Source organism: Peribacillus sp. NPDC097198, assembly GCF_044762055.1.
Taxonomy (GTDB): domain Bacteria; phylum Bacillota; class Bacilli; order Bacillales; family DSM-1321; genus Peribacillus.
Window position 1 is genome coordinate 68,021 of the sequence record NZ_JBIWDO010000003.1, and the last position, 24,950, is coordinate 92,970.

Consider the following 24,950-nt stretch of genomic DNA (forward strand, 5'->3'; position numbering starts at 1 on the left):
TTTCATCATAGGTTTAGAAGTAATGCTATTGAAATAGATTTCTTCAATCAAGTCTACCGTTTATTTATATTGGTGTGATATTAGGCTTGTAAGGTAGAGTCGGATGGAAAATAGTTCAAAAATTTATAATTTAAAGTTATTCCCAACACTTTACCATCTATGCATTTCATATTATACCACTACAAAATATATAAGGAAGCAAATTCTAATACTGTGACGCTTTAATTTGTGAAAAACTATAAGGTAAAGAACTTGTATCCATTAAGAAAAGAAGGCGGTTCATTCCGCCTTCTGTGCAACCCTTATTGGGTGTAGATATTAATATTTTCATTGACTGCGGCTTGTGCGCCGAATTGTTGTGGGTAGCCCTGAAAACCTTGGTACCCCGGATATCCCTGATTGCCTGGATAGGGAGGGGCAGGATAAGGAGGGTAAGCGGGCGGATAGGGAGGATACGGCGGATACGGCGGCGGGTACGGTGGACGGTTGTTGAATAATAACGGACCTACTGCTAATCCAGCCACAAATGATAAAGGGAGCAATAAAGGAAAGAATGGAAAGAAGCGTTCATCGTTCCCATATTCAATTCCCATTTCATCCCCGTATCCGTTACGATATACATTTTGCGGATGTGGATATTGTTGGTAGGGATAGAAAGGATAATAATATTGTGTTTGCATGGTTGGCCTCCTTTTCTCTATGTCTTTACATAGTATGGTTTATTTTATGAAAAGAGCCTGTTCCAGCTGAATCTGTTATAATGAATCTATTCGTTTTTCAAATAGTTGAGGTGGTTTTATGGAGCCGTTTAAGAAGGTTTTGGCCGTAGGTTTTGGAGGTGCGGGTGGAGCATTAGTACGCTATTCAATTAGTGCCTCGACATCCGTTTTTTTCTTTCCATTTGGGACGCTCCTTATAAATATAGTAGGGTGTTTTTTGCTTGGAACGATAAATGGGTATTTCGCCTCTAAAAAAAAGTCACTCGTTTTTTTAGCTCTTGGTAGTGGGTTTTGCGGAGGGTTTACCACGATGTCTACATTTTCTCAGGAAATGGTAACGCTTATGCGGCATTCCATGATTCAAGCAGCGATTTATCTAGGAGCTACGCTTGTAATGGGACTGTTTGCTGGTTTTATAGGGCTGCGTCCTTTTACTGACAAAAGAGGTGAGACCTTGTGATTCATGTTTTCTCCGTTTTGATTGGAGGGTTTTTCGGTGCAGCCTTCAGATATATGTTTCAGACTTTATTTAATAAGCTTCTGCCTTCGAAGCCCATACCATTTAGTATTTTGCTGATTAATCTAATTGGGTGTTTCGGGTTAGGATGGATCTTTCCAAGAAAGGAAGAATGGGAACTTTCTATGCAGTTGATGCTTTCAATGGGATTTTTCGGTGCTTTTACGACTTTCTCCACTTTCAGTATGGAAGCTCTTGACCTTATGAAAAAACACCGCTACATAGAATGTCTTATCTACATAACGGTATCGGTTATTGGTGGCATCTTGGCGTTCCTATATGGTTATATGCTTTAAAGGTCTTATCCATTAACACTTTTGCAGGATGGTAAAATTATCGAGGTGTTTCCATTCACCATCTAATGCTATAATTCACTACATAGGAATTTTCACGCACAGGCTTTGTTAATGAGTCTGGCGATTTTCCCCTGTATTTCTTGTTATTCTGCTCTTAGTTCATAAATGGTCAATTCAGGGCGCGATAAAAAGCGATAAGGAAGTCGGGTTGTGCCAAGACCTCGGTTAACATGTAGAGTCAAGGAACCAAGATCAAAGGTCCCCTCCGTATACTTTTCGGCATATGGGGGAGTGACAAGGGCACCAATCAAAGGAATTTGAACTTGCCCGCCGTGACTGTGCCCGCTAATCTGATAGTGGATATCATAAGTGCTAGATATATCTGCCAGGTCTGGAGCATGGGAGAGCATAATGGTGAACCCCCCTTTTGGTATACCTGAGAGAGCCTTTTCAAAGTCAGGTTTTCCGAGCATCGCATCATCCACACCAGTTAGGAATATTTCTTCTGCTGAAAGTAATGAAACCCGGGCGGAATTATTTTGCAACATGGTGAAATTCGATTTTTCCATGATATCTCGATATATCTCGGAGCCATACCCACCGTGATCATGGTTACCGAAAATGCTGAACTTGCCCAAGGGCGCTTTAAGTTGATTCAACACAGGTGGGATTTCATTTTGAGCATTATATTTATTGGGCTCGTCCATCAAATCACCGGTAAATAAAACAATATCCGGATCCATTTGGTTTATCTTCTCGACTATCGCTTGCAAGTCACTAAGCTGAAATTGAAAGCCTAAGTGGGTATCGCTGAACTGTATCATCTTCATACCATCAAAACCTTTAGGAATAAGAGGGTGGCTGATAAAATTGTGCTTTATTTCTAACCACTTTGGCTCTAAGTTATGGGCGTAATATCCGCCCCCAACGCTTAAACCAGTTACAGTCGCCAGCGTACGCAGGCCATTTTTTATAAATGTTCTTCGGGAAATACTTTTACTCAAATTAATCAACCTATCTACATTAAGAATGTTACTTCCTCATATTAACAAACAATGTACATAATTAGAAGAAATCTCTTCTATAGGCAAAGGGAAACCTAGTTTATTGGAGTCGAATGGTTAATATCCAGTTTAAAACTGACATTTACACGGAGGTAGCATGATGACCGAACCAATGTTTATTACACTGATTATACTTCTATGCGCGTTCGCGCTTTTTATACAAGGTAAATTTCGTGCGGATTTAATCGCTCTTTGTGCCCTTGCTGTTCTGGGGCTGACTGGCATACTTACATTTAATGAACTGGTGGCGGGGTTTGCCAATCCCGTAGTGATTATGCTAGCGGCCCTATATATCGTCGGGGCAGGATTATTCAATACTGGAATCATAGAAAAGATAGGAAACAAATTGCTTAACTATTGTGGTGGGAATGAGTGGAAGTCACTATTGATCGTCATGGTAACGGCAGGCCTATTAAGTGCACTATTAAGCGGTACCGGTATTGTTGCCATTTTGCTTCCACTTGTAATGAGCATGGCTTTGCAACAAAAAACAAGTCCGACCCGCTATTTATTGCCACTGGCCTATGCATGCAGTATTGGCGGACTCATTACACTAACCGGTACCCCGTCAAATATGATTGTAGCCAATGTATTGAGGGAAAATGGGTTAGAGACATTTTCTTTCTTTGATTTCGCACCAATCGGTTTGATTGCATTTATAGCTGGGCTTTTCTTCATGCTCACACTGGGACGTTTGCTATTACCGGAAAAAACAATTGCAGCCAATAATAGTGTGAAGGGCTTATCCGCGGGGGAACTGGCTGGGATGTACAAAGTGTATGATCTTTTGCATTACCTACACATTCCTGCTTCATCGGATATTGTCGGAGAAAGGCTATCCGACCTTCAGCTTCCCATTCAATATGAATTGACATTAATTGAAATTCAACGGAAATCCAAAGACAAGCAGTTGCCGTTGCTTCAAAAGCAACAAACGATATCTGCCAGGGCCAATGAGGTACTGCATCCGGATGACATCATTTTGGTTTTTGGTGAAGAAGACGCCGTTCAGAGATTAGCGGAGCACTATGAATTGGAATTCAAACACTTTAATACGGAACAAATTAAGAAACATTTCCTTAGCAGTAAATTTGGTTTGACGGAAATATTGATCGTCCCGAACTCGGACTATGAAAATCAAACTCTTATTGATGTTCATTTTCGTGAAAAATACCAATGTAACGTGCTTGCAATCAATAGGAATGGTGAATATATCCAGGCGGATGTCGGAACAGAGCGTTTGAAACCTGGCGATGCGATATTGATTCACGGGGAGTGGGAGAATATCGAGAGGATTTCTTCCGATCTAGAGGATGTGATAGTGATAGGTACAACCTCAGAAGAAAGTTCCGCTGTGGATCCAAAATCCAAAACGTGGATTGCCTTGACCATAATGGGCATAATGATCGTTCTATTATCGATTGATTCAATTCCTCCTGCTTTGTCGGTCCTTACCGCTGCCTTGCTGATGATCGTAACTGGCTGTGTCCGTTCCATGGAAGATGCCTATCAAAAGATAAATTGGGAACCTATCCTATTAATTGCGGCCATGCTGGGGCTGACCGCTGCTTTTGATGATACAGGTGGTGTCAGGATGATAAGTGATTGGATGGCTTTATTATTCAATAATATTGGTGCACATGGATTATTGGCGGTCTTTTATCTCTTGACCCTGATCCTGAGCCAATTCATCCCGTATGGGGCAGCTACAGTCGTTATGACGCCCCTGGCATTAACCTCGGCAGTCAATCAGGGAATCGATCCCGTTCCGGTTTTCCTCTCACTGGCGGTTGCAGGGAGCCTGGCCTTGGCGACACCAAGAGTGGCGACTACAAATGCGTTGGTCATGACTGCGGGCGATTATAAATATGAAGATTTCACCGTCATAGGCATTGCGACACAAATCTTCATCGGTGTCATCGTGGTCATAACGATTCCATTGTTCTTCCCATTTTAATCGTGCATTAAAAAGGCCATTGTTCGATTTTAGAACAATGGCCTTTTACTATATCCGAGTAAAATAATAGAGATTCCTTCCTATATTTTTACCCATATAAAGGGTGAAAAGGGAGGATTGCGAAAGTTAGTATTATCAACGCCAACAACTAATGGTATAATTTTTGCATATTGATGTTTCGTAATTAGGGGGAATACATCATGGATGCAGAAAAAATATTAAAGAATTTAGACAGGGTAACACCTTTTTTTCAACCCATTTTCAGTGCAGATCAACATCAGGTCATCGGGTATGAAATACTAGGGCGCTATGAGGAAAAGGGCGAATATGAAAGTCTTGGTACTTTTTTTCACGATTCTTCCGTGCCTGAAGAATATCGGATAGAAGTGGATAATTATGTGTTGGAAATAGCTCTCGAACGAATAAGGGATTATGGTGAGGATTTTCTCATTTTTATTAATCGCGATCCCAATTTGCTTATGCTCGATCATGGCGAAGAATTTATGGAAATTCTCCATCGTCACTTTCAACCGGAGGAAATGAATAGAATCGTTCTTGAACTATCGGATACGATCAGCCCGGAAAACTACGAACCATTACAACATGTACTCGCCTATTTTAAAACATACGGCATTAAAATAGCATTTGATCATCTTGGGGAAGATAGTCAACTCGATCATATTGCTCAGATTTCTCCGAATATTTTAAAAGTGAATTTGAATCAACTTCGAATATCAGGGGGAGACGCATACCAGGTCATTCTCTTCTCGCTCAGTATGCTAGCACGTAGGATAGGGGCCAATTTACTGTTTGAAAATATCGAGTCTGAGTACCAGCTCCGTTTCGCTTGGAAGAATGGGGGGCGTTATTATCAGGGGTATTTCTTAGCAAAACCTGACGGGGAATTTATTGATAAAGATTTACTTCGAGAAAAATTTCATCAGGAATGCCAATCTTTCATATCTCTGGAAACAAAAAAGATGGAAGCCGTTTATCAAAAAACCCTGCAGTTTAATGAAGGGATGCAAGATTTCATCAAACAACAAAAAGGAAAAGGTTCGCATGAGGAATTCCTCGGAATCCTGGCGAAAAAATTGGATTCAGTATGTTTTCGGTTATATATTTGTGATGAAGAAGGGTATCAGAAATCGCCTAATATTCTTCATAAAGACGGACAATGGGTGGTCCAACCTAAATATATGAATCATAATTGGAGCTGGCGCCCTTATTTCCTTGAAAATATCGTTAAAATGCGCAATGAAAAAAAAGGCATTTTATCTGATCTGTACAGTGATATCGAAACGGGGGAGACGATTAGAACCTTTTCATATCCGCTGAATAATAAAGAATATATTTTCTTTGATTTGTCCTATAGCTTCCTCTATGAAAACGAAGCCTTGTTATAAAAGCGGATGCAGGTATAATATTGTTCAAAATGTGTAACGATAAGCAAAAATAATGCTTGGAGGAGACATATTTTGAGTACATATATTTGGATTCTACTCATTGTCGTAATCATCATGTCGATATATTTACTCTTTTATACCTATTCTGTTGCAAAAGGGCAGAAAGCGGTCAAAGGGAAGTACGATTCGTCTCTCGATGATTCAGTAAAAGAGCATCCATATTTGTGGAATCCGATTTTTATTTCTTTATTGGTTGCAACGGTCTTGATTGCTGGTTTCATTTTTTATTATGCATTTAAATAATTCATAAGAAGGAAGATTTCGGAAATTATGAAATCTTCTTTTTTTTATGGAATAGCGAGAAGAAAACTACCAATATTCGGGTGGTTTTCCAATATGGTATTTTTTTTCAGTTTGGTCTTATCCATGGCGGGTAAGGAAAAGTATAGACAAAAACCGGTATGATTCGGATATTATACTACCTAGGAGATGAAACTATGAAAAAATATTTAGTTGCTTGCGTCTTTAGTGCCCTTCTTTTAATCGGAGGCTTACCTGTTACTGCAGAAGAAGGCATACATAGGGAACAAGTATTTTCGTTAATGCAGGAAGCATTAAATGATCAAGGTTCACTCAGTGAGGAAATAAGAACGGAGAAAGACATTAAAGGAAAACTGAATGATCACTTCACGGAAGAGTTCATAGATAAGTTTTATAAAGCCAATGTCGTGCAAGTCGAGGGAGGTTATATGGCCTTCGGTTCGGATTTCGCACCCTATTATATTCCTTTCTTTAGCTATGATGATCATACAGAAGTAATCTATGGGGAAAACTTGGACTACATGTATGTACAAGAGTCATTTGAGGCGTCAGAAGGGGGCCCTGTCACTTCCGGGAAACATGTAGAGACAGTTACCTTGAAAAAAGAAAATGACGTCTGGAAGGTTGCCGACGTTTCATATGAAAGCGCAAATCAAAAAGAACAGGCAGATAAGTAATATATTTGATTGGATGATCGAATATCCAGCATGAAAAAAAGTCTAAAGAAGATCATCCTTCTTTAGACTTTTTTAAAATTAAAGATTCAATTCCTTTTCAATGGCATCGATATTAAAACCAATGATGGCTTTTCCATCGATGACTACTGTAGGTGTGGAATATGATCCATATTTATTAGTCAATTCTTTGCGGGCATGCCCATCTGCTTTAATATCTTTTTCCTTATATTCGATATTGTTATCATCCAGAAACAATTTCGTTATCTTGCAGGGAGGGCATTCGGGTTGTGTATATAGGGTAATGTCTTTCATGATTTCCTCCAAATAATCTTTAATTGAGTTCTTATTCATTATAAAGAATGGCATTACTTTTGGATAGGATTATATCCTGGGTTATCACGTTTGACCAAATAGTCGATTAACCCCATGGAACAGACTTCCAGGTCCATCCTAATAATTTCGAACACGGGATGGTCCCCCGTTATGCCCATTGATGCAAGGTGGGTGGTGACTTTATCGAAAATCATTTCTATAGATGCATCTACTTGTTCCTTGAACGTCTTGTATTCGTTGAAGGCAGTTTCAGCTGTTTGAACGAAAATGGGCAACCAGTAGCGCAATTGTTTATATACTTCCGTTGGATTATCCGAAACGCCGTAATGGCCAAAATATATCCGATTCACATCCAAACTTTCATACAAATCCGCAGCGGCAAGCATCGCTATGGGATTAAATTGATTAGGTGATGTAGAAGGTAAATATAATTCGATGCCATCTGGTTCAAGTTCACGATAGTACACACCGACCGTATCACCGGAAAACATTCCTTTTGAAACTGAATCGTATATGCTGAGATGGTGGTTTGCGTGGCCTGGGGTATCATAAAAGGTCAAGGTACAGTTGTCGCTCGTTTCAAGGGATTCCTTGTTTCCCTTAATGATGATTTTTTCGTGCGGAACTGGAAGGATGGGGTTGAAAAGTTTGTCGAAATCCGCACCGTAGACCTCTTTTGCCCCTGCAACCAATCGCGTTGGATCTTCAAGATGGCGCGCACCTTTTGGATGGACAACCACTTTTGCGTTCGGGCAATGCTGTAAAAAAAGGCCAACACCCCCTGCATGGTCCAAATGAATATGGGTTAGAATGATATATGTAATGTCTTCTAAAGCAATCCCCAGCGCTTGCAACCCCTTGAGTACATGAGGGATGGAAGGGCTGGCGGATGTCTCAACTAAAGTAATATCCCTATCGGCCATTACATACGTACCAGTTCGGTTCTCCCTACCTAGATCAAAACCGTCAATGAGAGAAACACGATAACCGAGATCACTAACCTTAACCAATAAAATGCACCTCCGGAAAATTTTTTGTGTACAAAATTCATTCCTTATTTTATTCTGATAATAGTAGCATGTAAAGAATGAAGGTTTTAATTATTCTGAATTTATTTCAGCGTGGCTACTGTATAGAAAAGTATGGTATAGTGAAACCTATCGAAAAGGTTTTATTCAGAAAGGAGAGGGAGTATGTCTCAATTACAGGGCATTCTTACCAGATTGAAAAGTCTTCAAGAGCAAGCAAAGGAATCTGAATCTGCTCAGCGTTTTTTTGAAATAGATGGTGTGAAAAAATGCCAGGTTACATATTTCAGCAAAACAGAAATGTTCGAGCTTGAAGTATACAGTGATAAAGGGAAATCATCAAAATATCAATTCGATAATGTTGATATGATTACCATTGAAATCTTTGATCTTCTTCAATCTTAATTTAATTTGTAAAAGCTGCATTCCATTAGGAAAGCAGCTTTTTTATTTTGTTTATTAGTGTGATTTAGGGAGCCAGGTGGTTTGAATGAATACAATGACTTTATGACACATTATAAAGAGGAGGGATGAAGATGAAAAAACCAAAAGCGATATGCCCTGTTTGTTCCGATGAGAGGATATTAGAGGATGTTTTAACCGCCCAGTCCAATCAAAATGTTATTTATCGATGCCCTGAATGTGGTTATGAAAAAGGTGATATCAAAACAAGCAAGGGGTAATCGACCTTTTAAAAGGTCCCTTTTTTTGGAATTGAAGGGGTGTTTGATTGGGCCTTTTCTGCGTGTTTATGTTAAACTAGAATAAGGGATATATATATAAAAACATATGGTAAGGGGTTTTAACATGATCGGTACTCATGATGGGGATTTATTGGAATCCAGCGTGAAAGACTTAATGATTTCTTCTGAACGCGTGGCCCACGTGCAGGTAACCAATAATTTAGAACATGCGCTATTGGTATTAACGAAGAGCGGTTATACGGCCATTCCTGTGTTAGATCCAATGTACAAACTGCATGGCTTAATCAGCACACCAGTCATTCTCGACTCTATCTTGGGACTTGAGAGAATTGAATTTGATAATCTGGAGAATAAAAAAGTTTCCGAAATTATGAATATAGATATACCTCGTCTGAATATAGACGATCCATTGATAAAAGGGGTAGAAATGTTAATTGATCATCCATTTGTCTGTGTTGAGAATGACGAACATCTATTTGAAGGCATTCTTACGAGAAGGGCGATTTTGAAGAAAGTCTTTAAAGAACAATTGTTGCCTGAATGAGGAAATATCCATAGTAAATGAACAGTTTACCTCAGACTCGCCAAGTGGCGAGTTTTCTTATTCTACATAAATCACTAAAAATGGGTTAACCATAGATATCATATTAGTTGAGAGGATGCGTAACTTGGTACAAGCAATAAATACTTCGAACGGTCAAAACTTAAAATTAAAGCGGCCATTCATCCTTGCAGCAATCATGATGGCGATGTTCATGAATGCAATTGAAGGTACGATTGTGTCGACGGCCATGCCTGCCATTGTCAGTGACCTGGGTGGCTTTTCATTATATAGCTGGGTTTTTTCCGGCTATTTACTTATGAATGCCGTGACGGTCTTAATATATGGAAAGTTATCCGACATAGTCGGTCGAAAGCCTGTTCTTTTATTTGGCATTATCGTCTTCCTGATTGGTTCGGTTCTATGTGGCTTTGCTGACTCGATGACGGAGCTCATATTTTATCGATTTCTGCAGGGGTTTGGTGCCGGGGCGGTCGCGCCAGTCGCCTCAACCATTGTCGGGGACATTTATAAGAATGAAGAGAGGGCCCGCATCCAAGGATACCTCTCAAGCGTATGGGGTATTTCTGCTGTCATGGGACCGGCATTGGGCGGGTTGATTGTCGAGTCTCTTTCTTGGAGACTTGTATTCTGGATCAACATTCCCCTGGGTTTACTATCATTTGTTGGAATCTGGATGTTCCTTCATGAAAATATTGAAAAGAAAAAACGTGATATTGACTATATAGGGGCGGCATTGTTAACTTTATCGATATCAACCTTGATGGTGGTCCTTGTCCAAGGTGGAGTAAAATGGTCCTGGGCTTCTACTCCAGCCATTTCACTTGTTGGAATTGCCGTCGTTTCGTTTGTTTTATTCATCGTTCAGGAAAAAAGGGCTTCCGAGCCAATGATGCCATTTGAAATATGGAAAGAGCGCTCAATTTTAATAGCGAACCTTGTTTCCCTGACAACAGGGGTGATGATGATAGGGTTGTCGAGTTTCCTTCCAACGTTTGTTCAAGGGGTAATGGAACGCTCACCGACAGTTGCAGGTTTTACACTGACTGCCATGTCCATTGGTTGGCCAATTGCTTCGGTTTTTGCTGGTAGACTCTTGTTAAAAATAGGGTTTAAGGCTACATCACTCCTTGGTGGGGTTTCTTTGATTCTGGGAAGCGCGATTTTAGTTTTGATGAAGCCAGAAGCTGGTCCACTTATTGCAGCAATGGGATCTTTCTTTGTTGGGGTGGGGATGGGTTTGACATCGACATCTTTCATCGTCGTCATACAAAAGACGGTCAGTTGGGAACGCCGGGGGATTGCAACTGCCTCGAATATGTTCATGCGGAATCTTGGGAATACTGTGGGAGCCGCTTTACTCGGGGGAGTCATGAATACAAGGCTGCAAGCCTATTTGAATGAACATGCAGCAGTTGAATCAAAAGTGACGATCGACACAGCCAATAAATTATTGGATAGTGAAGAGCGTGCTATGCTGCCTAAAGATGTAGTAGAGGTATTACAGGAAGGACTTACGACGTCCCTGCACACCATTTATCTCATCGTCCTACTTTTTGCCGTTATCAGTCTAGTGACTCTGACAAGACTAAAGAAAAGGGAAAAGGGAACTGAATAGTTAGAAAGAAGAGGCAATCTACACATGGGTTGCCTCTTTTTTTGGATGCTCAAGGTCATGCCTACACGAGTGACAAGATGAATCACTGAGGCGTTGGCCATGTAAAATAAATTTGAACTGTTGGGTGGGGGGGGTTCTTTCGAGAATTTAGATCATGGCACTCTAGACGCCGCAAACCCGATGATGAGCAATAAAACATCATCATGAGTATCATTCCATTTCTTTTCTCTTGTAATATAGGTGATCTTTGTTGATAATTAAATTTATATAAAATGAATCAATGTGATAAGAATTAATTATCAAGAGGTTGGTGTGTATGTCTTTTTCAGAATATCATTTATTATCCGTTTTGGCCCAGGAGATGAATATGAGGAAAGCTGCGGAGCGTTTATTCGTTTCCCAGCCTGCGCTTTCACAACGTCTGCAAACAATAGAGAAGGATTGGGGATCAAAGTTGTTCCTGCGTTCGCAAAAAGGGCTTTCCTTGACACCTGCTGGTGAAGCGGTCATTCGATTGGCTAATGATATATTGGCCAAGGAAGAAACGGTGAGGGAAAGTATCCAGGCAATGGATCATGAAGTATATGGTACCTTGAAAATTGCTTGTGCTTCAATAGTCGGACAGAACTGGTTACCACAAGTTTTGAAAAAGTTCGTACAAAAATATCCCTATGCCAAAATTTCTTTAATCACTGGCTGGAGCAGTGAAATTTTAAAGTCCTTATATGAGGGGCAGGTACATATCGGCATCATCCGTGGGGCACCAGATTGGAAAGGCGTAAAACAGCATTTGTTTACGGATATGCTTTACCTGGTGGACACAGAGATGAAGGAACTGGACCAGGTATTCGAAACGGATCGCCCTTTTATCCAGTTTAAAAGTGATTCGAATTATTATCAGGAAATACAGGATTGGTGGCATCGTCAATTCAAGACCACCCCTAAAAATACGATAGTCGTCGATCAAATTGAAACATGTAAGCAAATGGTATTCAATGGGATTGGCTATGCGATCCTACCTGCCATCACTTTACATGATAAAGACACGAATATCTTTAAGATTCCCCTCTTGGATGGACAAAACCATTCAATCGAACGGGATACATGGCTTTGTGGATATGAATCTGCTTTTCAGCTTAAACAGGTACAAGCCTTCACGGAAGTGGTCAAAGAACATATACGTGATCAAGGCATGTTGTGAGTCTTCGAAAGATGGTGTCACGCTAGTAAAAACCATTTATAAAAAGATATTCATTCCTTGTCTTGTAAGCTGTTGTCTGTTAAATTTAAAACGAGTAACGATACATAATTAGGAGGTTTTACCGAGCATGAACAAAATGGATGCAAATGAAATTATTTCTTTTATCTCCAATAGTAAAAAGTCAACACCAGTAAAGGTATATGTCAAAGGTGAATTAGATGGCGTAGATTTTGGCCCTGCTGCTAAAACTTTCATTACAGGCAACACCGGCGTTGTATTCGGTGAGTGGTCTGAAATTGAAACGGCTATCGAAACAGCTGGATCGAAGATTGAAGATTATGTGATTGAAAATGATCGTCGCAATTCTGCTATACCACTATTAGATTTAAAAGGCATCAAGGCCCGCATCGAGCCAGGTGCAGTGATTCGTGACCAAGTTTCAATTGGTGACAATGCGGTTATCATGATGGGAGCATCAATCAATATCGGTTCTGTTATTGGTGAAGGTACAATGATCGACATGAATGCAACTCTTGGAGGACGTGCAACAGTGGGCAAAAACTGTCATGTGGGGGCTGGAGCTGTCCTTGCTGGTGTCATTGAGCCACCTTCAGCAAAACCTGTCGTGTTGGAAGATGATGTGTTAATTGGTGCTAACGCAGTCGTTCTGGAAGGCGTTACAATCGGGAAAGGTTCAGTTGTGGCGGCAGGAGCCATCGTCACGAAAGATGTCCCTCCATACTCAGTGGCTGCTGGTATACCGGCTAAAGTCATTAAACAAATAGATGAAAAAACAAAATCAAAAACTGAAATCATGCAAGAGCTTCGTCAACTTTAATTCCAACCTGAAATATGTTCAAGAGCGTGGATACCTATATCCACGCTTTCTGTATAGGGAGTGAAAAAATATGGAACAGAGCCCGTTTGTTACGATACGGCGCGATTTACATCAAATACCGGAAATAGGTTTTCAAGAATTCAAGACGCAACAATATTTGCTTACATACATAATGAACTTGGCTTCAGAACGAATGGAAGTCGAAACTTGGAAAACAGGGATCTTCGTGAAAATCAAAGGAAATAATCCCAATAAGGTAATTGGCTACCGAGCTGATATCGATGGTTTGCCAATTATAGAAGAGACAGGATTGCCATTTGCCTCTACACATGACGACTATATGCATGCGTGTGGACATGATTTCCACATGAGCATAGGCCTCGGTCTACTGACACATTTTGTTGAATATCCAATCGATGATGACTTAGTATTCATTTTTCAACCGGCTGAGGAAGGGCCTGGCGGGGCTGAACCGATGTTGAAATCTGAGACTATGAAAAAATGGAAGCCTGACATGATACTTGCTCTCCATGTGGCACCTGAATACCCGGTTGGGACGATTGCGGTTAAAGAGGGGCTTTTATTTGCAAATACATCTGAACTATTCATCGATCTGGAAGGCAAGGGCGGACATGCAGCATATCCGCACAATACGAATGATATGGTCATTACTGCCTGTTCACTTGTGGGACAATTGCAAACCATTGTTTCCCGTAATGTGAACCCATTGGATTCAGCGGTCATCACCATTGGAAAGATTACGGGAGGAACCGTTCAAAATATCATTGCGGAGAAGGCTCGTTTAGAAGGCACTATAAGGACCCTGGACCCTGAAACGATGGTTAAGGTTAAGTCGCGGATCGAAGCCCTTGTAGAGGGCATTGAAGTGGGATATGAGTGTAAAGCGACAATAGACTATGGCTGCATGTATCATCAAGTATATAATGATGAGAAGTTGACCAGTGAATTCATGGATTTCACCGAACAATCATCAGAGGTTCAATTGCATCGCTGTACAGAAGCGATGACGGGGGAAGACTTCGGTTATATGTTGAAGGAGATTCCGGGCTTCATGTTCTGGCTTGGTGTAGCATCCGATTATGGGTTGCATCATGCCAAGTTAATGCCCGATGAGAAAGCCATTCAACTTGCCATCGATCATTTAGCAAAGTATATAACGTATAAAGGTAAAAGAGCATAACAGTAGAGGGTATGACCATGGTAAATGATGATATATCCTGTAAGACGAATGGAAGAGTTTGGAGGGCTTACTGTGAAAAAGGAATTTGCAGTGATAGGGCTTGGCCGTTTTGGCGGCAGTATTGTTAGGACCTTGGCAGAAGAGGGAATGGGTGTGCTAGCCATCGATGTGGATGAAGACCGCGTTAATGAATATGCCAGAATAGCTTCGCATGCCGTCGTTGGAGATACGACTGATGAAAACGTACTTAGAAATATCGGTATCCGGAATTTTGAACACGTCATTGTCGCTATTGGGGAAAATATTCAGGCAAGCATTTTAACGACCCTCATGCTTAAAGAACTGGGTGTCAGCAATGTTACGGTCAAGGCCCAGAATGACTATCATGAGAAGGTGCTCCGAAAGATTGGAGCGGATTTCGTGGTTCATCCAGAACGGGATATGGGAAGGCGTATTGCCCATAACATCGGTTCTAATAACATCCTGGATTATCTTGAGCTTTCCGATGAACATTCCATTGTGGAAATCGTGGCAAGCCAAAAGATGAACGGAAAATCGATATTCGATCTAGACATCCGGGCCCACTACGGGTTGAATATTGTCGGGATTAAAAGAGAAAATGAAATTAATGTTTCGCCCCAGGCCAATGATTTGATCCATAAAGGGGATATCTTGATAGTCATTGGAGCCGATTCTGACATCAATCGGTTTGAAAAGAAAATCGTCGATTAAAAAAAAGGAGGACCTGCCGATTTCTGCAGGTCCTCCTTTCCTTTAAACTAAAAAAAACCCCAGCCATTCGGCTGGGGTTTCTTAATTATTGTACCTCCATGATGATCGGAAGGATCATCGGGCGGCGTTTTGTTTTTTCATATAAGAATGGTGATAGAGTATCTGTAATCTCATTTTTGATTTCAGACCATTGAGTGGTCTTGCGCTCCATCACTTTATTCAGGTGCTTGGTGATGAGGGACTGAGCATCATTGATCAGGTCTCCAGATTCTCTCATGTAAACGAAACCACGTGAAATGATATCCGGACCGGAAGCGATTTTGAATTCCTTCATATTGATGCTGACAACGACAACAACAAGTCCTTCTTCGGAAAGGATTCTACGGTCACGTAAAACGATGTTCCCGATATCGCCGATGCCGCTTCCATCGATATAAACCGATCCTGAAGGGATTTTCCCGGCGATTTGAGCCGTATTTTCACTTAATGAAAGTACCTCACCATTATCCATGATAAAGCAATTTTCCTCAGGTACACCGCAATCCATTGCATGACCTGCATGAAGTTTTTGCATACGGTATTCACCATGAATCGGCATGAAGAATTTTGGCTTGATTAAACGAAGCATTAACTTTTGTTCCTGTTGACCGCCATGACCGGAAGTATGAATATTATTCAATGGACCGGAAATGACATCTGCGCCCGCACGATATAATTGGTTAATGGTTCTTGATACGCTGATCGTGTTACCTGGAATTGGTGAAGAAGAGAAAACGACAGTATCTCCAGGTATAATTTGAATTTGACGGTGAGTTCCGTTTGCAATTCTTGAAAGAGCTGCCATTGGTTCACCTTGGCTACCTGTACAAAGGATGGTCACCTTGTTTGCAGGCATCCGGTTCAATTGCTGTACATCGATAAATGTATCTTTAGGTGCAACGATATAACCAAGTTCTTGACCGATAGCGATAGCTGAATCCATACTACGTCCAAAGACGGCAATTTTACGGCCATTTTCAACAGCTGCTTCAACGACTTGTTGAAGGCGATGGATATTGGATGCAAAGGTTGCAAAGATGATCCGACCATCTACTTTACGGAAGATATCTTGAATCGTATCGCCTACGCGGCTCTCTGACATCGTAAAGTTCTGCACTTCACTATTCGTGCTGTCGGATAGTAAGCACAATACGCCTTCTTTTCCGATTTCGGCCATTTTTGTCAAATTGGCCGGTTCTCCTACAGGTGTAAAGTCGAATTTGAAATCACCAGTATGGACAATTTGTCCAGGAGGAGTTTTAACCACGATTCCGTAAGAATCCGGGATACTGTGAGTCGTACGGAAGAAAGAGACAGAAGTCTTCCGGAATTTGATGACTTCATCTTCACTGATTTCAATCATCGTTGTCTGGCGTAATAGACCATGTTCTTCCAATTTATTGCGAAGTAGTCCAAGTGCCAGCTTGCCGCCGTATACAGGGACATTCACTTTTCTTAGTAAATATGGAATTCCGCCAATGTGATCTTCATGACCATGTGTGATGAAGACACCTTTAATTTTATCTACATTTTTTTCTAAATAGCTGTAATCTGGTATCACATAGTCTATTCCGAGGAGTTCGTCTTCCGGGAATTTAATTCCCGCATCGATGACGATGATCTCATCTTGGAATTGAACAGCATATGTGTTCTTACCGATTTCGCCTAAACCGCCCAAGGCGAATACAGCAGTTTGATCGTTTTTCACAAATTTCATAAATTATCCTAGCTCCAATACTTTAAAATCTTCACTTTGTTTTTCGTATTCCAAATATGCGCCAGCTACTGGTGCTACTAACTCTACGTTATAAGGTTTTTCCTTTAGCTTTAAACGGACGTCGCGGACGGATTCACCTTCCACATACATCGTTTGCGTATTCTCCCTGATGGGAACCTCAGATATGGTTACTTGATAGTATACCTTAAAAACCATTTTAATCTCTCCTCACTTGTTTACATTGCTTTTTTCATTATATATAAAAACAACAATTTTTACATGTTTTTCAACATCATGGAAAAACAAACCCAACTTACCTTTTGGAAGAGGGGTTTTTATTTAACTTATTATACCAATACGGAATAGTATATAAAAATAAATAGCTGAATTCGTAGGTTTAACCAACCTCTATCCTTTATCCTTTCCGTTTTTACTACGTGTAAAACTTAATTGGATAAAGAAATGTTCCGGAATGGGCCTCTTTAAAAGGAACATCTATGTATTTAAAAAATAATCCTTCAATCAATGCTTGGTGAAATCGGTTTCTTGCTAAAAGAAAGGGAATCACCGGATATGTGAATCTGTGCAAAGAGATGGATATTATAGTATGTACATGTAATCTTTCAAAGTAGGCTTAATAAGAACTGTACAACAAGGAAGAAGCCCTCCGCAAGTTTTTGAAGGGCTGTACAAAAAAATCTCGCAAATGGATGACGGCCATTGGCAGAATGAAAATGGCATCATGCGATTGATTTTTTTCTTAGAAGATCATTCCATTGTTTTACAAGCTTTTTACGAAGCTTCTTTAACATGGCGATCACGCTCCCTTAGTTATTATTGTATAGGATTATTCAATAAAGTAAATACGTCTTTACAGGTAAAAGGCTTATTTATGAAAAAAAGGCCGTCATTTCTATCATATGCTTGGCTATCTTGGGAGAGTGTGAAGGGGGATTTAGATGTCTCATATATAATATATGCTGAACCACGAATGAAAAACCTGGATAAATGTGGTGTTTTTGAAAAGGAGTTACTTGACTTATTTTAATGACAATTATTAAATGGGTACATATTAAAAAAAGGTAAACTGAATGAATTGGAAGTGAATAGTCAGTGAAAATCGTATTCTTTGATATTGATGGAACATTACTGGATCATGAAAAAAAATTACCGGCTTCAACAAAGAAAGCAGTGAAGCAACTGCAGGATAGCGGAGTCTTCGTAGCCATTGCGACGGGACGTGCTCCATTCATGTTTGAAGACTTAAGAGAAGAACTTGGTATCGATACATTCGTTAGTTTTAATGGACAATATGTCGTTTTTGAAGGGGAAGTCATCTATAAGAACCCGTTGAATCTATCTGAAATCAGAAGGCTGCATAAGGCTGCGGAGGAAAATGAAGTGCCTATCGTATTCATGAATGAGGAAACGATGCAATCAAGCGTTCCGTATCATAATCGGATTGAAGAAGCCTTGAGCACTCTAAAATTCCCACATCCGGGGCATCAGGCGGATTTTTATGAAAATAATGACATTTATCAAGCCTTATTATTTTGCTCTGAGGATGAAGAATCGGAGTACGTGGGTATGTACGATAAATTTAACTTTATTAGATGGCATACCTATTCAACGGATGTTTTGCCTTTTGGGGGTTCAAAGGCTGAAGGGATAAAGACTTTGATGAAAAAGGTCGGATTTGACCTTGAGGATGTATATGCATTTGGAGATGGCTTAAATGATATAGAAATGCTTAAAGCTGTGGGGTATGGAGTGGCTATGGGCAACGCAGGACAGCTCGTCAAACAGGAAGCTGATTACGTGACAACGGACGTCGATAAAGACGGCATCCTCCATGGGCTAAAAGAACTTGAATTGATTTAATGTAAGGCAGGCAGCAAAGACCCCCACTTATATAAACGGTGGGGGTCTTTGCTGCCTTTACTGGGATGAAACTCATCTTTCAATTGGAATGTAACTTTCTGGGACGTTGAAAGGATCGTCATGATTGATGTGATCATAAAACATAATGCCATTTAAATGATCGATTTCATGTTGGAAGCAGATGGAGGCCAAACCTTTTAACCGGAGCTGAACATATTCTCCTTCTATGTTTGTACCGGATACCTTTATACGGGCATAACGAGGTACATAACCAGAAATGGGCCGATTAACGGAGAGGCAGCCTTCGCCGGCGGTAAGATAGGACCTTTCAACGGAATGGCTTACGAGTTTTGGGTTGAATAGAGCATAGCTAATTAATTCGCCTTTTTCATTTTTAAGATGTACGGCGATCATGCGTTTGGATATATTCACCTGTGGTGCGGCCAAACCAATTCCTGCCCTCAAACCATATTTCAAAGCGATTTCAGTATCCTGGCTATTTTGTACATACTCCATTAAGTCGGCCAAGACCTTTTTGTCCTCTTCAGAAGCAGGTAATGGAACTTCTTCAGCCACTTTCCTTAATATTGGATTGTCTTCTTCAACAAAATCATCCATTGTAAACAAGTTCTTTCACCCCACTAAGTTTCATAAATATATGTATGGGATTATTTTAACAAAAATATGCTCGGAAGTTAATATAAGAGACAATGATAGGGAAGAAGGACCATCCCTATCATTATATTATTTACGGCATTATAGTCTGTTTCTTTTTCATTTTCATTTATAATTTTCTTTAATAAGGGTATTTAGATGATATTTTGGGTAAAGGGAGAGGGTGATTATCTGTTTAGCATAAGCATGCGCCGACAATGATCAGTAGTATGAATAAGACTACGATTAAAGCGAAGCCGCCGCCGAAACCACAACCGCCACCGCCACCGCCGTAACCTCCATAACCATAACTTGGTGCAGCGGATACTGGATAACAACAATCTTGGGTGTAACCTCCATAATACATAATTATACCTCCGTTTTATATTTTGGGATTCAACCATCTTGATTTGAAATGGTTTAATACAGCCTATGCGGTAGGGGTTGAATCGTGTAGGCTCTAACCCAGACTTGAAAAATATCCTGTTTTCGGTAGTGGAACGCGTGTAGTGACTGCTATTAAATTCAGATGTGGGAATTTCTTAAAAACATCCTAATAGAAGGATCAGAGGGAGTGTTAGTTTTGAAGCTTTATCGTCTATACGTCGTTTTGTTTGTTTCTGTCATAATGATGACCGGATGTATGAATAGCGGTTCACCTGAGGAAAGAGTCGTTAAAATTCTAGACAAGACAGTTGAGAAAGAAAGTAATTTTACAGAGAAACAAGAGCCTTTAAATGATTTGGAAAAAGAAGAAAAAGAAATATATGAAAAGATCATCAAACTCGGGATGAAAGAGTATGACCAAATCGTGGAACTTTCCGACGAAGCATTAAAAAATATCGAAAAACGAGAAGAGTTAATTGAAAAAGAAAAAGATAGTATGGATGCCTCGAAAAAGCAATTCGACAAAATGGAAGGGCAAACTGATAAAATTGAAGATCAAAAGGTAAAAAAAGAAGCTGTCAAAATGGAAAAGACAATGAATGAACGATATGAAAAATATGAGGACGTATACAAAACCTATCAACAAAGCTTAGCGAATGATAAGCAACTATATGAACTATTCAAAAAAGAGGATTTAAAAATGGATGAACTCCAAAGTCAAATTGATAAAATTAATACAACATATGAAAAAGTTGTGAAAGCCAATGAGAAATTCAATGCAGTAACAACAAAATATAATCAAGAAAAAGATAGCTTTTATGAAACGGCAGGCATAAAAAAAACGGACTCTGACAAAGATTAAAGAAGAGGAATAAGGCTATGGGCATTGCTCATAGCCTTATGTGCGTTTGGGTAAGAAAATAAAATGATCAGATTTCCGTTAAAAAGTGAAAAAACTCAACGAAAATATTTACTGACCTGTACTAAGGGAAAATAAATAAAGAAATTCTAACAGTTGAGACGATTGAAAGCATATAAAGTTTTCTTACAATACTATTCAAAAGTTGGAAATGCCTTTAGATAAAGGTCATGATTGATTCTTTAGGAATAGGAGTTGAAGCGAAATACTATCCTTTGGCACCTTACGGGAGCTAAAAGTGGCAAAGTTTATAGTACAGATGTATAATGAAAACTATAACAGAGGGTCGATTAGTGGAAAATAAAACTAATAAAATTTTGAATGTAGGGAAGTATAAGTGATTGACTTGATGTTAATTCATCTTGTACACTAAATTTACCAAAGTTCTTGTATCATATTTCTTGATTATTTTATTGGTACAGCTTAAGATTAAGACATAAATACGATTCCCTTGTTTGAGAGATTATTCTTAAGGGGAAAATAAAACAATAAGTTCTTGAAGAAACTATAAGACAAATCATTTTGCTTTATAGAATAATAATTACTAACCTTTTTAATGAAAGGATGAGGTGCCAAATGGCTCAGAAAACTAAACAGGCTAAAATTAATGTTCAAGACCAGCTGAAAAAAGTTGAAGAACAATTTGAAATGTTTCAAATCTTAAATGAAGAGGGAGAAGTCGTGAACGAAGCGGCAATGCCTGACTTAAGTAATGAACAATTACAGGAATTGATGCGCCGTATGGTATATACACGGATATTGGATCAACGTTCTATTTCCCTTAACAGACAAGGAAGATTAGGTTTTTATGCGCCTACCGCAGGGCAGGAGGCCTCTCAGATAGCTTCTCAATTTGCTTTGGAGAAAGAGGACTTCATTCTTCCAGGGTATCGTGATGTTCCACAAATCGTTTGGCATGGCCTGCCACTTTGGCAAGCTTTCTTATTCTCAAGAGGACATTTTAAAGGGAATCAAATACCGGAAGATGTGAATGTCCTTTCACCACAGATCATTATCGGCGCCCAATATATTCAAGCTGCCGGCGTAGCACTTGGTCTTAAGAAGCGTGGTAAAAAAGCTGTCGCGATAACATATACGGGCGATGGAGGAACTTCACAAGGGGATTTCTATGAAGGAATCAACTTTGCCGGAGCATTTAAAGCGCCAGCTATATTCATTGTACAAAATAATAGGTTTGCAATCTCAACACCTGTCGATAAGCAGTCTGCAGCTAAAACATTGGCCCAAAAAGGGGTGGCTGCTGGTATTCCAGGCATTCAGGTAGACGGCATGGACGCATTAGCGGTTTATACTGCAGTGAAAGAAGCACGTGAGCGCGCCATAAATGGAGAAGGCCCAACACTGATTGAAACCTTGACTTACCGTTATGGACCTCACACTATGGCTGGGGATGATCCAACGCGTTACCGGACAACGGATTTGGATAATGAGTGGGAACAAAAGGATCCACTTGTTAGACTTCGGAAGTTCTTGGAAAATAAAGAGCTTTGGAATGAAGAATTAGAGAATGAAACGATAGAGAAAGCAAAAGAAGATATAAAAGAAGCAATCAAAAAGGCTGACGCAGAACCAAAACAAAAAGTGACAGACCTTATTTCAATCATGTTTGAAGAAATGCCTTACAACCTAAAAGAACAATATGAAATTTATAAAGAAAAGGAGTCGAAGTAAGCCATGGCTCAATTGACGATGATTCAAGCAATTACAGATGCATTACGTACAGAACTTAAAAATGATGAGAATGTACTCGTTTTTGGAGAAGATGTCGGCGTTAATGGAGGAGTGTTCCGGGCGACTGAAAATCTTCAAAAAGAGTTCGGTGAAGAACGTGTTTTCGATACACCCCTTGCAGAATCAGGCATCGGTGGATTGACAGTCGGTCTTTCCTTACAAGGTTTCCGCCCTGTTCCTGAATTACAATTCTTTGGATTCATTTATGAAGTAATGGATTCAGTCAGTGGACAGCTTGCTCGTATGCGTTACCGTTCAGGCGGTCGCTACAATGCACCGGTTACCATTCGTTCTCCATTTGGCGGTGGAGTTCATACTCCAGAAATGCATGCGGATAGTCTAGAAGGATTAATGGCTCAGCAACCTGGATTAAAGGTAGTTATTCCTTCCACTCCATACGATGCAAAAGGTTTGTTGATTTCAGCAATTCGCGACAACGATCCTGTCATCTTCCTTGAACACATGAAATTATATCGCTCTTTCCGTCAGGAAGTTCCTGAGGAAGAATATACGATTCCATTAGGAAAAGCAGATGTAAAACGAGAAGGAACGGACTTATCCATTATTACGTATGGTGCGATGGTGCAGGAATCCATCAAGGCTGCGGAAGAATTGGCTAAAGAAGGACATTCGGTAGAAGTGGTCGACCTTCGTACTGTTTCTCCATTGGATATTGATACGATTATTGCCTCTGTTGAAAAAACGGGACGGGCCATTGTCGTTCAAGAAGCCCAAAAACAAGCTGGTGTAGCAGCACATGTTGTAGCAGAAATTAACGAACGTGCTATTTTAAGTCTGGATGCTCCCGTTTTACGAGTGACGGCTGCCGATACAGTTTTCCCATTTTCTCAGGCTGAAACGGTATGGCTTCCAAATTATAAAGATATTATCGAAACAGCGACAAAAGTGTTGAAATTCTAATTACTTTTAATGAGAAGAATGAAAGTAAAGGCTTTGGAGAGTCTTTCTCATTAGTAGAAATACATGACAAAGGGCTTTATTCAAAGCCCTAAGTATGATTTAATATAGGAGGTTGAATTCAGTGGCATTCCAATTTAGACTCCCTGATATCGGAGAAGGTATACACGAAGGTGAAATAGTAAAATGGTTTGTTAAACCAGGAGATACGATTCAAGAAGATGACGTACTTTGTGAAGTTCAGAACGATAAAGCTGTAGTCGAAATTCCATCACCGGTGAAAGGTACCGTTGAAGAAATTCTTGTTCAAGAAGGAACGGTGGCTGTAGTCGGAGATGTACTTGTCACTTTTGATGCTCCTGGGTATGAAGATCTTCAGTTTAAAGGGGATCATGGGGAAGAAGCGAAAGCAGAAGGTGATAAAGATACTGAAGCTCAGGTTCAAGCTACTGCTGAAGGCGGACAGAAAGTCAATAAAGAAGCTGCACCGGTTCAGGAAAATAGTGAAGAAACGGGCGCAGGAGCTCAACCAAAGGCGGGATCTCAGCCACAGGTTGAAGCAGATCCTACACGACGTATCATTGCCATGCCTTCTGTTAGAAAGTATGCACGGGAACAAGGGGTAAATATTCGCGAGATTACTGGCTCAGGAGATAATGGCCGCGTCATGAAAGAAGATATAGATGCTTTCAAAAATGGCACATCCGCTTCAAAAGAACCAGCTCGTCAAAGTGATGATGCTTCACAACAAATAGATTCGGATACGAAAGAAGATAATACGAAAGTGGCAATTCCAGAAGGGCAATACCCTGAAACGCGCGAAAAAATGAGCGGCATGAGAAAAGCGATTGCCAAGGCAATGGTTAAGTCGAAACAGACGGCTCCTCATGTTACATTAATGGATGAAATTGATGTGACGATGCTAGTTGCCCATCGTAAGAAATTCAAGGATATTGCTGCAGAAAAAGGAATCAAGCTTACATTCCTACCTTATGTTGTTAAAGCCTTAACTAGTGCATTACGTGAATTTCCTATGCTTAATACATCATTTGATGATGAAACAAGTGAGATTATCCATAAACACTATTACAATATCGGAATTGCGGCAGATACAGAAAAAGGTCTGTTAGTTCCAGTTGTAAAAGATGCAGATCGAAAATCAACTTTTGCTATTTCACAAGAAATTAATGAATTAGCTGCGAAAGCTCGTGATGGTAAGTTGGCTTCCAATGAAATGAAAGGCGCTTCTTGCTCCATCACGAATATCGGTTCCGCAGGCGGTCAATGGTTCACACCTGTAATCAATCATCCAGAAGTTGCCATTCTAGGGATTGGACGCATTGCCGAAAAAGCAATTGTTCGCGACGGGGAAATTATCGCCGCTCCAGTTCTGGCATTATCACTTAGCTTTGATCACCGTATTATTGACGGGGCCACTGCTCAGCATGCATTAAATCACATCAAAAAGTTATTGAACGACCCAGAATTATTGTTAATGGAGGCGTAAAC

Annotated in this window: 27 protein-coding genes; 19 read left to right on the top strand and 8 right to left on the bottom strand. The window is 40.1% G+C overall.

The genetic code is table 11. The features are described from left to right. Positions 1–302: 302 nt before the first annotated feature. On the bottom strand, positions 303–680 hold the full coding sequence (locus ACIQXQ_RS05790; RefSeq protein ID WP_402956118.1) for a hypothetical protein: 378 nt from the start codon (positions 678–680) through the stop codon (positions 303–305). Between the two features lie 118 nt (positions 681–798). Between ACIQXQ_RS05790 and ACIQXQ_RS05795 the strand changes: the two genes are divergently transcribed. Together ACIQXQ_RS05795 and crcB are read left to right on the top strand one after the other, a co-directional pair. Then, entirely contained in the window at positions 799–1,179 is a 381-nt protein-coding gene (locus tag ACIQXQ_RS05795; RefSeq protein WP_402868010.1) for a fluoride efflux transporter FluC, read from the top strand. Beyond that, positions 1,176–1,532 (top strand): fluoride efflux transporter CrcB, encoded by a 357-nt coding sequence (gene crcB / locus ACIQXQ_RS05800; RefSeq protein ID WP_402868011.1) that lies wholly within the window; start codon positions 1,176–1,178, stop codon positions 1,530–1,532. Before ACIQXQ_RS05795 ends, crcB begins: the two co-directional genes overlap by 4 nt. 143 nt (positions 1,533–1,675) lie before the next feature. Here crcB and ACIQXQ_RS05805 read toward each other — a convergent pair whose 3' ends face one another. Further along, a complete protein-coding gene (locus tag ACIQXQ_RS05805) occupies positions 1,676–2,536 on the bottom strand; it encodes a metallophosphoesterase (RefSeq protein WP_402868013.1) in 861 nt (286 codons plus the stop codon). A 160-nt stretch (positions 2,537–2,696) separates the two neighbouring features. On the opposite strand from ACIQXQ_RS05805, the gene ACIQXQ_RS05810 reads away from it, so the two are divergent. From ACIQXQ_RS05810 to ACIQXQ_RS05825, 4 genes are all read left to right on the top strand, one after another. Beyond that, a complete protein-coding gene (locus ACIQXQ_RS05810) occupies positions 2,697–4,553 on the top strand; it encodes an SLC13 family permease (protein ID WP_402956120.1) in 1,857 nt (618 codons plus the stop codon). A 200-nt stretch (positions 4,554–4,753) separates the two neighbouring features. Next, positions 4,754–5,959: an EAL domain-containing protein gene (locus ACIQXQ_RS05815; RefSeq protein ID WP_402868016.1), complete on the top strand. Its 1,206-nt coding sequence runs from the start codon at positions 4,754–4,756 to the stop codon at positions 5,957–5,959. 72 nt (positions 5,960–6,031) lie between these two features. Next, positions 6,032–6,262 carry a hypothetical protein gene (locus ACIQXQ_RS05820; protein ID WP_402868018.1) on the top strand — a complete coding sequence of 77 codons (231 nt, stop codon included), beginning with the start codon at positions 6,032–6,034 and terminating at the stop codon, positions 6,260–6,262. Positions 6,263–6,456: 194 nt separating this feature from the next. Next, entirely contained in the window at positions 6,457–6,957 is a 501-nt protein-coding gene (locus ACIQXQ_RS05825) for a DUF3993 domain-containing protein (RefSeq protein WP_402956122.1), read from the top strand. Between the two features lie 78 nt (positions 6,958–7,035). On the opposite strand, the gene ACIQXQ_RS05830 is transcribed toward ACIQXQ_RS05825, so the two are convergent. Both ACIQXQ_RS05830 and ACIQXQ_RS05835 read right to left on the bottom strand, forming a co-directional pair. Continuing rightward, a complete protein-coding gene (locus tag ACIQXQ_RS05830) occupies positions 7,036–7,269 on the bottom strand; it encodes a glutaredoxin family protein (RefSeq protein WP_402868022.1) in 234 nt (77 codons plus the stop codon). Positions 7,270–7,322: 53 nt separating this feature from the next. After that, positions 7,323–8,300 (bottom strand): MBL fold metallo-hydrolase, encoded by a 978-nt coding sequence (locus ACIQXQ_RS05835; protein ID WP_402868024.1) that lies wholly within the window; start codon positions 8,298–8,300, stop codon positions 7,323–7,325. 183 nt (positions 8,301–8,483) lie between these two features. Between ACIQXQ_RS05835 and ACIQXQ_RS05840 the strand changes: the two genes are divergently transcribed. From ACIQXQ_RS05840 to ACIQXQ_RS05875, 8 genes are all read left to right on the top strand, one after another. Beyond that, positions 8,484–8,723, top strand: coding sequence for a YkuJ family protein (locus ACIQXQ_RS05840; protein ID WP_402868027.1), 240 nt, complete (start codon positions 8,484–8,486; stop codon positions 8,721–8,723). A 131-nt stretch (positions 8,724–8,854) separates the two neighbouring features. Then, a complete protein-coding gene (locus ACIQXQ_RS05845) occupies positions 8,855–9,001 on the top strand; it encodes a hypothetical protein (RefSeq protein WP_402868029.1) in 147 nt (48 codons plus the stop codon). Positions 9,002–9,125: 124 nt separating this feature from the next. Next, positions 9,126–9,566 (top strand): cyclic-di-AMP-binding protein CbpB, encoded by a 441-nt coding sequence (gene cbpB, locus ACIQXQ_RS05850; RefSeq protein WP_402868031.1) that lies wholly within the window; start codon positions 9,126–9,128, stop codon positions 9,564–9,566. Positions 9,567–9,657: 91 nt separating this feature from the next. After that, positions 9,658–11,202, top strand: coding sequence for an MDR family MFS transporter (locus ACIQXQ_RS05855; RefSeq protein ID WP_402956494.1), 1,545 nt, complete (start codon positions 9,658–9,660; stop codon positions 11,200–11,202). A gap of 316 nt (positions 11,203–11,518) precedes the next feature. Further along, complete coding sequence (locus ACIQXQ_RS05860) at positions 11,519–12,403, top strand: transcriptional regulator CcpC (RefSeq protein WP_402868033.1); 885 nt, start codon at positions 11,519–11,521, stop codon at positions 12,401–12,403. Between the two features lie 127 nt (positions 12,404–12,530). Continuing rightward, positions 12,531–13,241 (top strand): 2,3,4,5-tetrahydropyridine-2,6-dicarboxylate N-acetyltransferase, encoded by a 711-nt coding sequence (dapD, locus tag ACIQXQ_RS05865; RefSeq protein ID WP_402868035.1) that lies wholly within the window; start codon positions 12,531–12,533, stop codon positions 13,239–13,241. Positions 13,242–13,311: 70 nt separating this feature from the next. Further along, positions 13,312–14,442 carry an N-acetyldiaminopimelate deacetylase gene (locus ACIQXQ_RS05870; RefSeq protein ID WP_402956124.1) on the top strand — a complete coding sequence of 377 codons (1,131 nt, stop codon included), beginning with the start codon at positions 13,312–13,314 and terminating at the stop codon, positions 14,440–14,442. A 72-nt stretch (positions 14,443–14,514) separates the two neighbouring features. Further along, positions 14,515–15,174 carry a potassium channel family protein gene (locus tag ACIQXQ_RS05875; RefSeq protein ID WP_402868561.1) on the top strand — a complete coding sequence of 220 codons (660 nt, stop codon included), beginning with the start codon at positions 14,515–14,517 and terminating at the stop codon, positions 15,172–15,174. Positions 15,175–15,259: 85 nt separating this feature from the next. On the opposite strand, the gene rnjA is transcribed toward ACIQXQ_RS05875, so the two are convergent. After that, a complete protein-coding gene (rnjA, locus tag ACIQXQ_RS05880; RefSeq protein ID WP_402868038.1) occupies positions 15,260–16,930 on the bottom strand; it encodes a ribonuclease J1 in 1,671 nt (556 codons plus the stop codon). A 3-nt stretch (positions 16,931–16,933) separates the two neighbouring features. Then, positions 16,934–17,146 carry a DNA-dependent RNA polymerase subunit epsilon gene (locus tag ACIQXQ_RS05885; protein WP_402868040.1) on the bottom strand — a complete coding sequence of 71 codons (213 nt, stop codon included), beginning with the start codon at positions 17,144–17,146 and terminating at the stop codon, positions 16,934–16,936. An 897-nt stretch (positions 17,147–18,043) separates the two neighbouring features. Here ACIQXQ_RS05885 and ACIQXQ_RS05890 point away from each other — a divergent pair. Further along, positions 18,044–18,811: a Cof-type HAD-IIB family hydrolase gene (locus ACIQXQ_RS05890; RefSeq protein WP_402868042.1), complete on the top strand. Its 768-nt coding sequence runs from the start codon at positions 18,044–18,046 to the stop codon at positions 18,809–18,811. A 72-nt stretch (positions 18,812–18,883) separates the two neighbouring features. Here the strand turns inward: ACIQXQ_RS05890 and def are convergent, their stop codons facing one another. Then, complete coding sequence (gene def / locus ACIQXQ_RS05895) at positions 18,884–19,438, bottom strand: peptide deformylase (protein WP_402956126.1); 555 nt, start codon at positions 19,436–19,438, stop codon at positions 18,884–18,886. A 223-nt stretch (positions 19,439–19,661) separates the two neighbouring features. Beyond that, entirely contained in the window at positions 19,662–19,832 is a 171-nt protein-coding gene (locus tag ACIQXQ_RS05900; protein ID WP_402956130.1) for a YjcZ family sporulation protein, read from the bottom strand. A 216-nt stretch (positions 19,833–20,048) separates the two neighbouring features. Here ACIQXQ_RS05900 and ACIQXQ_RS05905 point away from each other — a divergent pair, with 216 nt between their 5' ends. From ACIQXQ_RS05905 to ACIQXQ_RS05920, 4 genes are all read left to right on the top strand, one after another. Then, positions 20,049–20,714, top strand: a complete 666-nt coding sequence (locus tag ACIQXQ_RS05905) for a YkyA family protein (RefSeq protein WP_402956133.1) — start codon at positions 20,049–20,051, stop codon at positions 20,712–20,714. A 633-nt stretch (positions 20,715–21,347) separates the two neighbouring features. Next, positions 21,348–22,463: a pyruvate dehydrogenase (acetyl-transferring) E1 component subunit alpha gene (gene pdhA / locus ACIQXQ_RS05910; RefSeq protein WP_402956135.1), complete on the top strand. Its 1,116-nt coding sequence runs from the start codon at positions 21,348–21,350 to the stop codon at positions 22,461–22,463. Between the two features lie 3 nt (positions 22,464–22,466). Continuing rightward, the gene (locus ACIQXQ_RS05915) at positions 22,467–23,444 is read left to right on the top strand and encodes an alpha-ketoacid dehydrogenase subunit beta (protein WP_402956137.1); all 978 of its coding nucleotides are present in this window, start codon (positions 22,467–22,469) and stop codon (positions 23,442–23,444) included. Positions 23,445–23,565: 121 nt separating this feature from the next. Next, positions 23,566–24,948 carry a dihydrolipoamide acetyltransferase family protein gene (locus ACIQXQ_RS05920; protein ID WP_402956139.1) on the top strand — a complete coding sequence of 461 codons (1,383 nt, stop codon included), beginning with the start codon at positions 23,566–23,568 and terminating at the stop codon, positions 24,946–24,948. The last annotated feature ends 2 nt before the right edge of the window (positions 24,949–24,950 follow it).

What these genes read in the sequence shown, in the direction of transcription:
- ACIQXQ_RS05830 (WP_402868022.1), bottom strand. Translation starts at nt 7,269, where the DNA reads ATGAAAGACATTACCCTATATACACAACCCGAATGCCCTCCCTGCAAG.
- ACIQXQ_RS05915 (WP_402956137.1), top strand. Translation starts at nt 22,467, where the DNA reads ATGGCTCAATTGACGATGATTCAAGCAATTACAGATGCATTACGTACA.
- ACIQXQ_RS05815 (WP_402868016.1), top strand. Translation starts at nt 4,754, where the DNA reads ATGGATGCAGAAAAAATATTAAAGAATTTAGACAGGGTAACACCTTTT.
- ACIQXQ_RS05795 (WP_402868010.1), top strand. Translation starts at nt 799, where the DNA reads ATGGAGCCGTTTAAGAAGGTTTTGGCCGTAGGTTTTGGAGGTGCGGGT.
- ACIQXQ_RS05860 (WP_402868033.1), top strand. Translation starts at nt 11,519, where the DNA reads ATGTCTTTTTCAGAATATCATTTATTATCCGTTTTGGCCCAGGAGATG.
- cbpB (WP_402868031.1), top strand. Translation starts at nt 9,126, where the DNA reads ATGATCGGTACTCATGATGGGGATTTATTGGAATCCAGCGTGAAAGAC.
- ACIQXQ_RS05845 (WP_402868029.1), top strand. Translation starts at nt 8,855, where the DNA reads ATGAAAAAACCAAAAGCGATATGCCCTGTTTGTTCCGATGAGAGGATA.
- ACIQXQ_RS05885 (WP_402868040.1), bottom strand. Translation starts at nt 17,146, where the DNA reads ATGGTTTTTAAGGTATACTATCAAGTAACCATATCTGAGGTTCCCATC.
- ACIQXQ_RS05900 (WP_402956130.1), bottom strand. Translation starts at nt 19,832, where the DNA reads ATGTATTATGGAGGTTACACCCAAGATTGTTGTTATCCAGTATCCGCT.
- pdhA (WP_402956135.1), top strand. Translation starts at nt 21,348, where the DNA reads ATGGCTCAGAAAACTAAACAGGCTAAAATTAATGTTCAAGACCAGCTG.
- ACIQXQ_RS05825 (WP_402956122.1), top strand. Translation starts at nt 6,457, where the DNA reads ATGAAAAAATATTTAGTTGCTTGCGTCTTTAGTGCCCTTCTTTTAATC.
- ACIQXQ_RS05790 (WP_402956118.1), bottom strand. Translation starts at nt 680, where the DNA reads ATGCAAACACAATATTATTATCCTTTCTATCCCTACCAACAATATCCA.
- ACIQXQ_RS05870 (WP_402956124.1), top strand. Translation starts at nt 13,312, where the DNA reads ATGGAACAGAGCCCGTTTGTTACGATACGGCGCGATTTACATCAAATA.
- dapD (WP_402868035.1), top strand. Translation starts at nt 12,531, where the DNA reads ATGAACAAAATGGATGCAAATGAAATTATTTCTTTTATCTCCAATAGT.
- rnjA (WP_402868038.1), bottom strand. Translation starts at nt 16,930, where the DNA reads ATGAAATTTGTGAAAAACGATCAAACTGCTGTATTCGCCTTGGGCGGT.
- ACIQXQ_RS05840 (WP_402868027.1), top strand. Translation starts at nt 8,484, where the DNA reads ATGTCTCAATTACAGGGCATTCTTACCAGATTGAAAAGTCTTCAAGAG.
- ACIQXQ_RS05810 (WP_402956120.1), top strand. Translation starts at nt 2,697, where the DNA reads ATGACCGAACCAATGTTTATTACACTGATTATACTTCTATGCGCGTTC.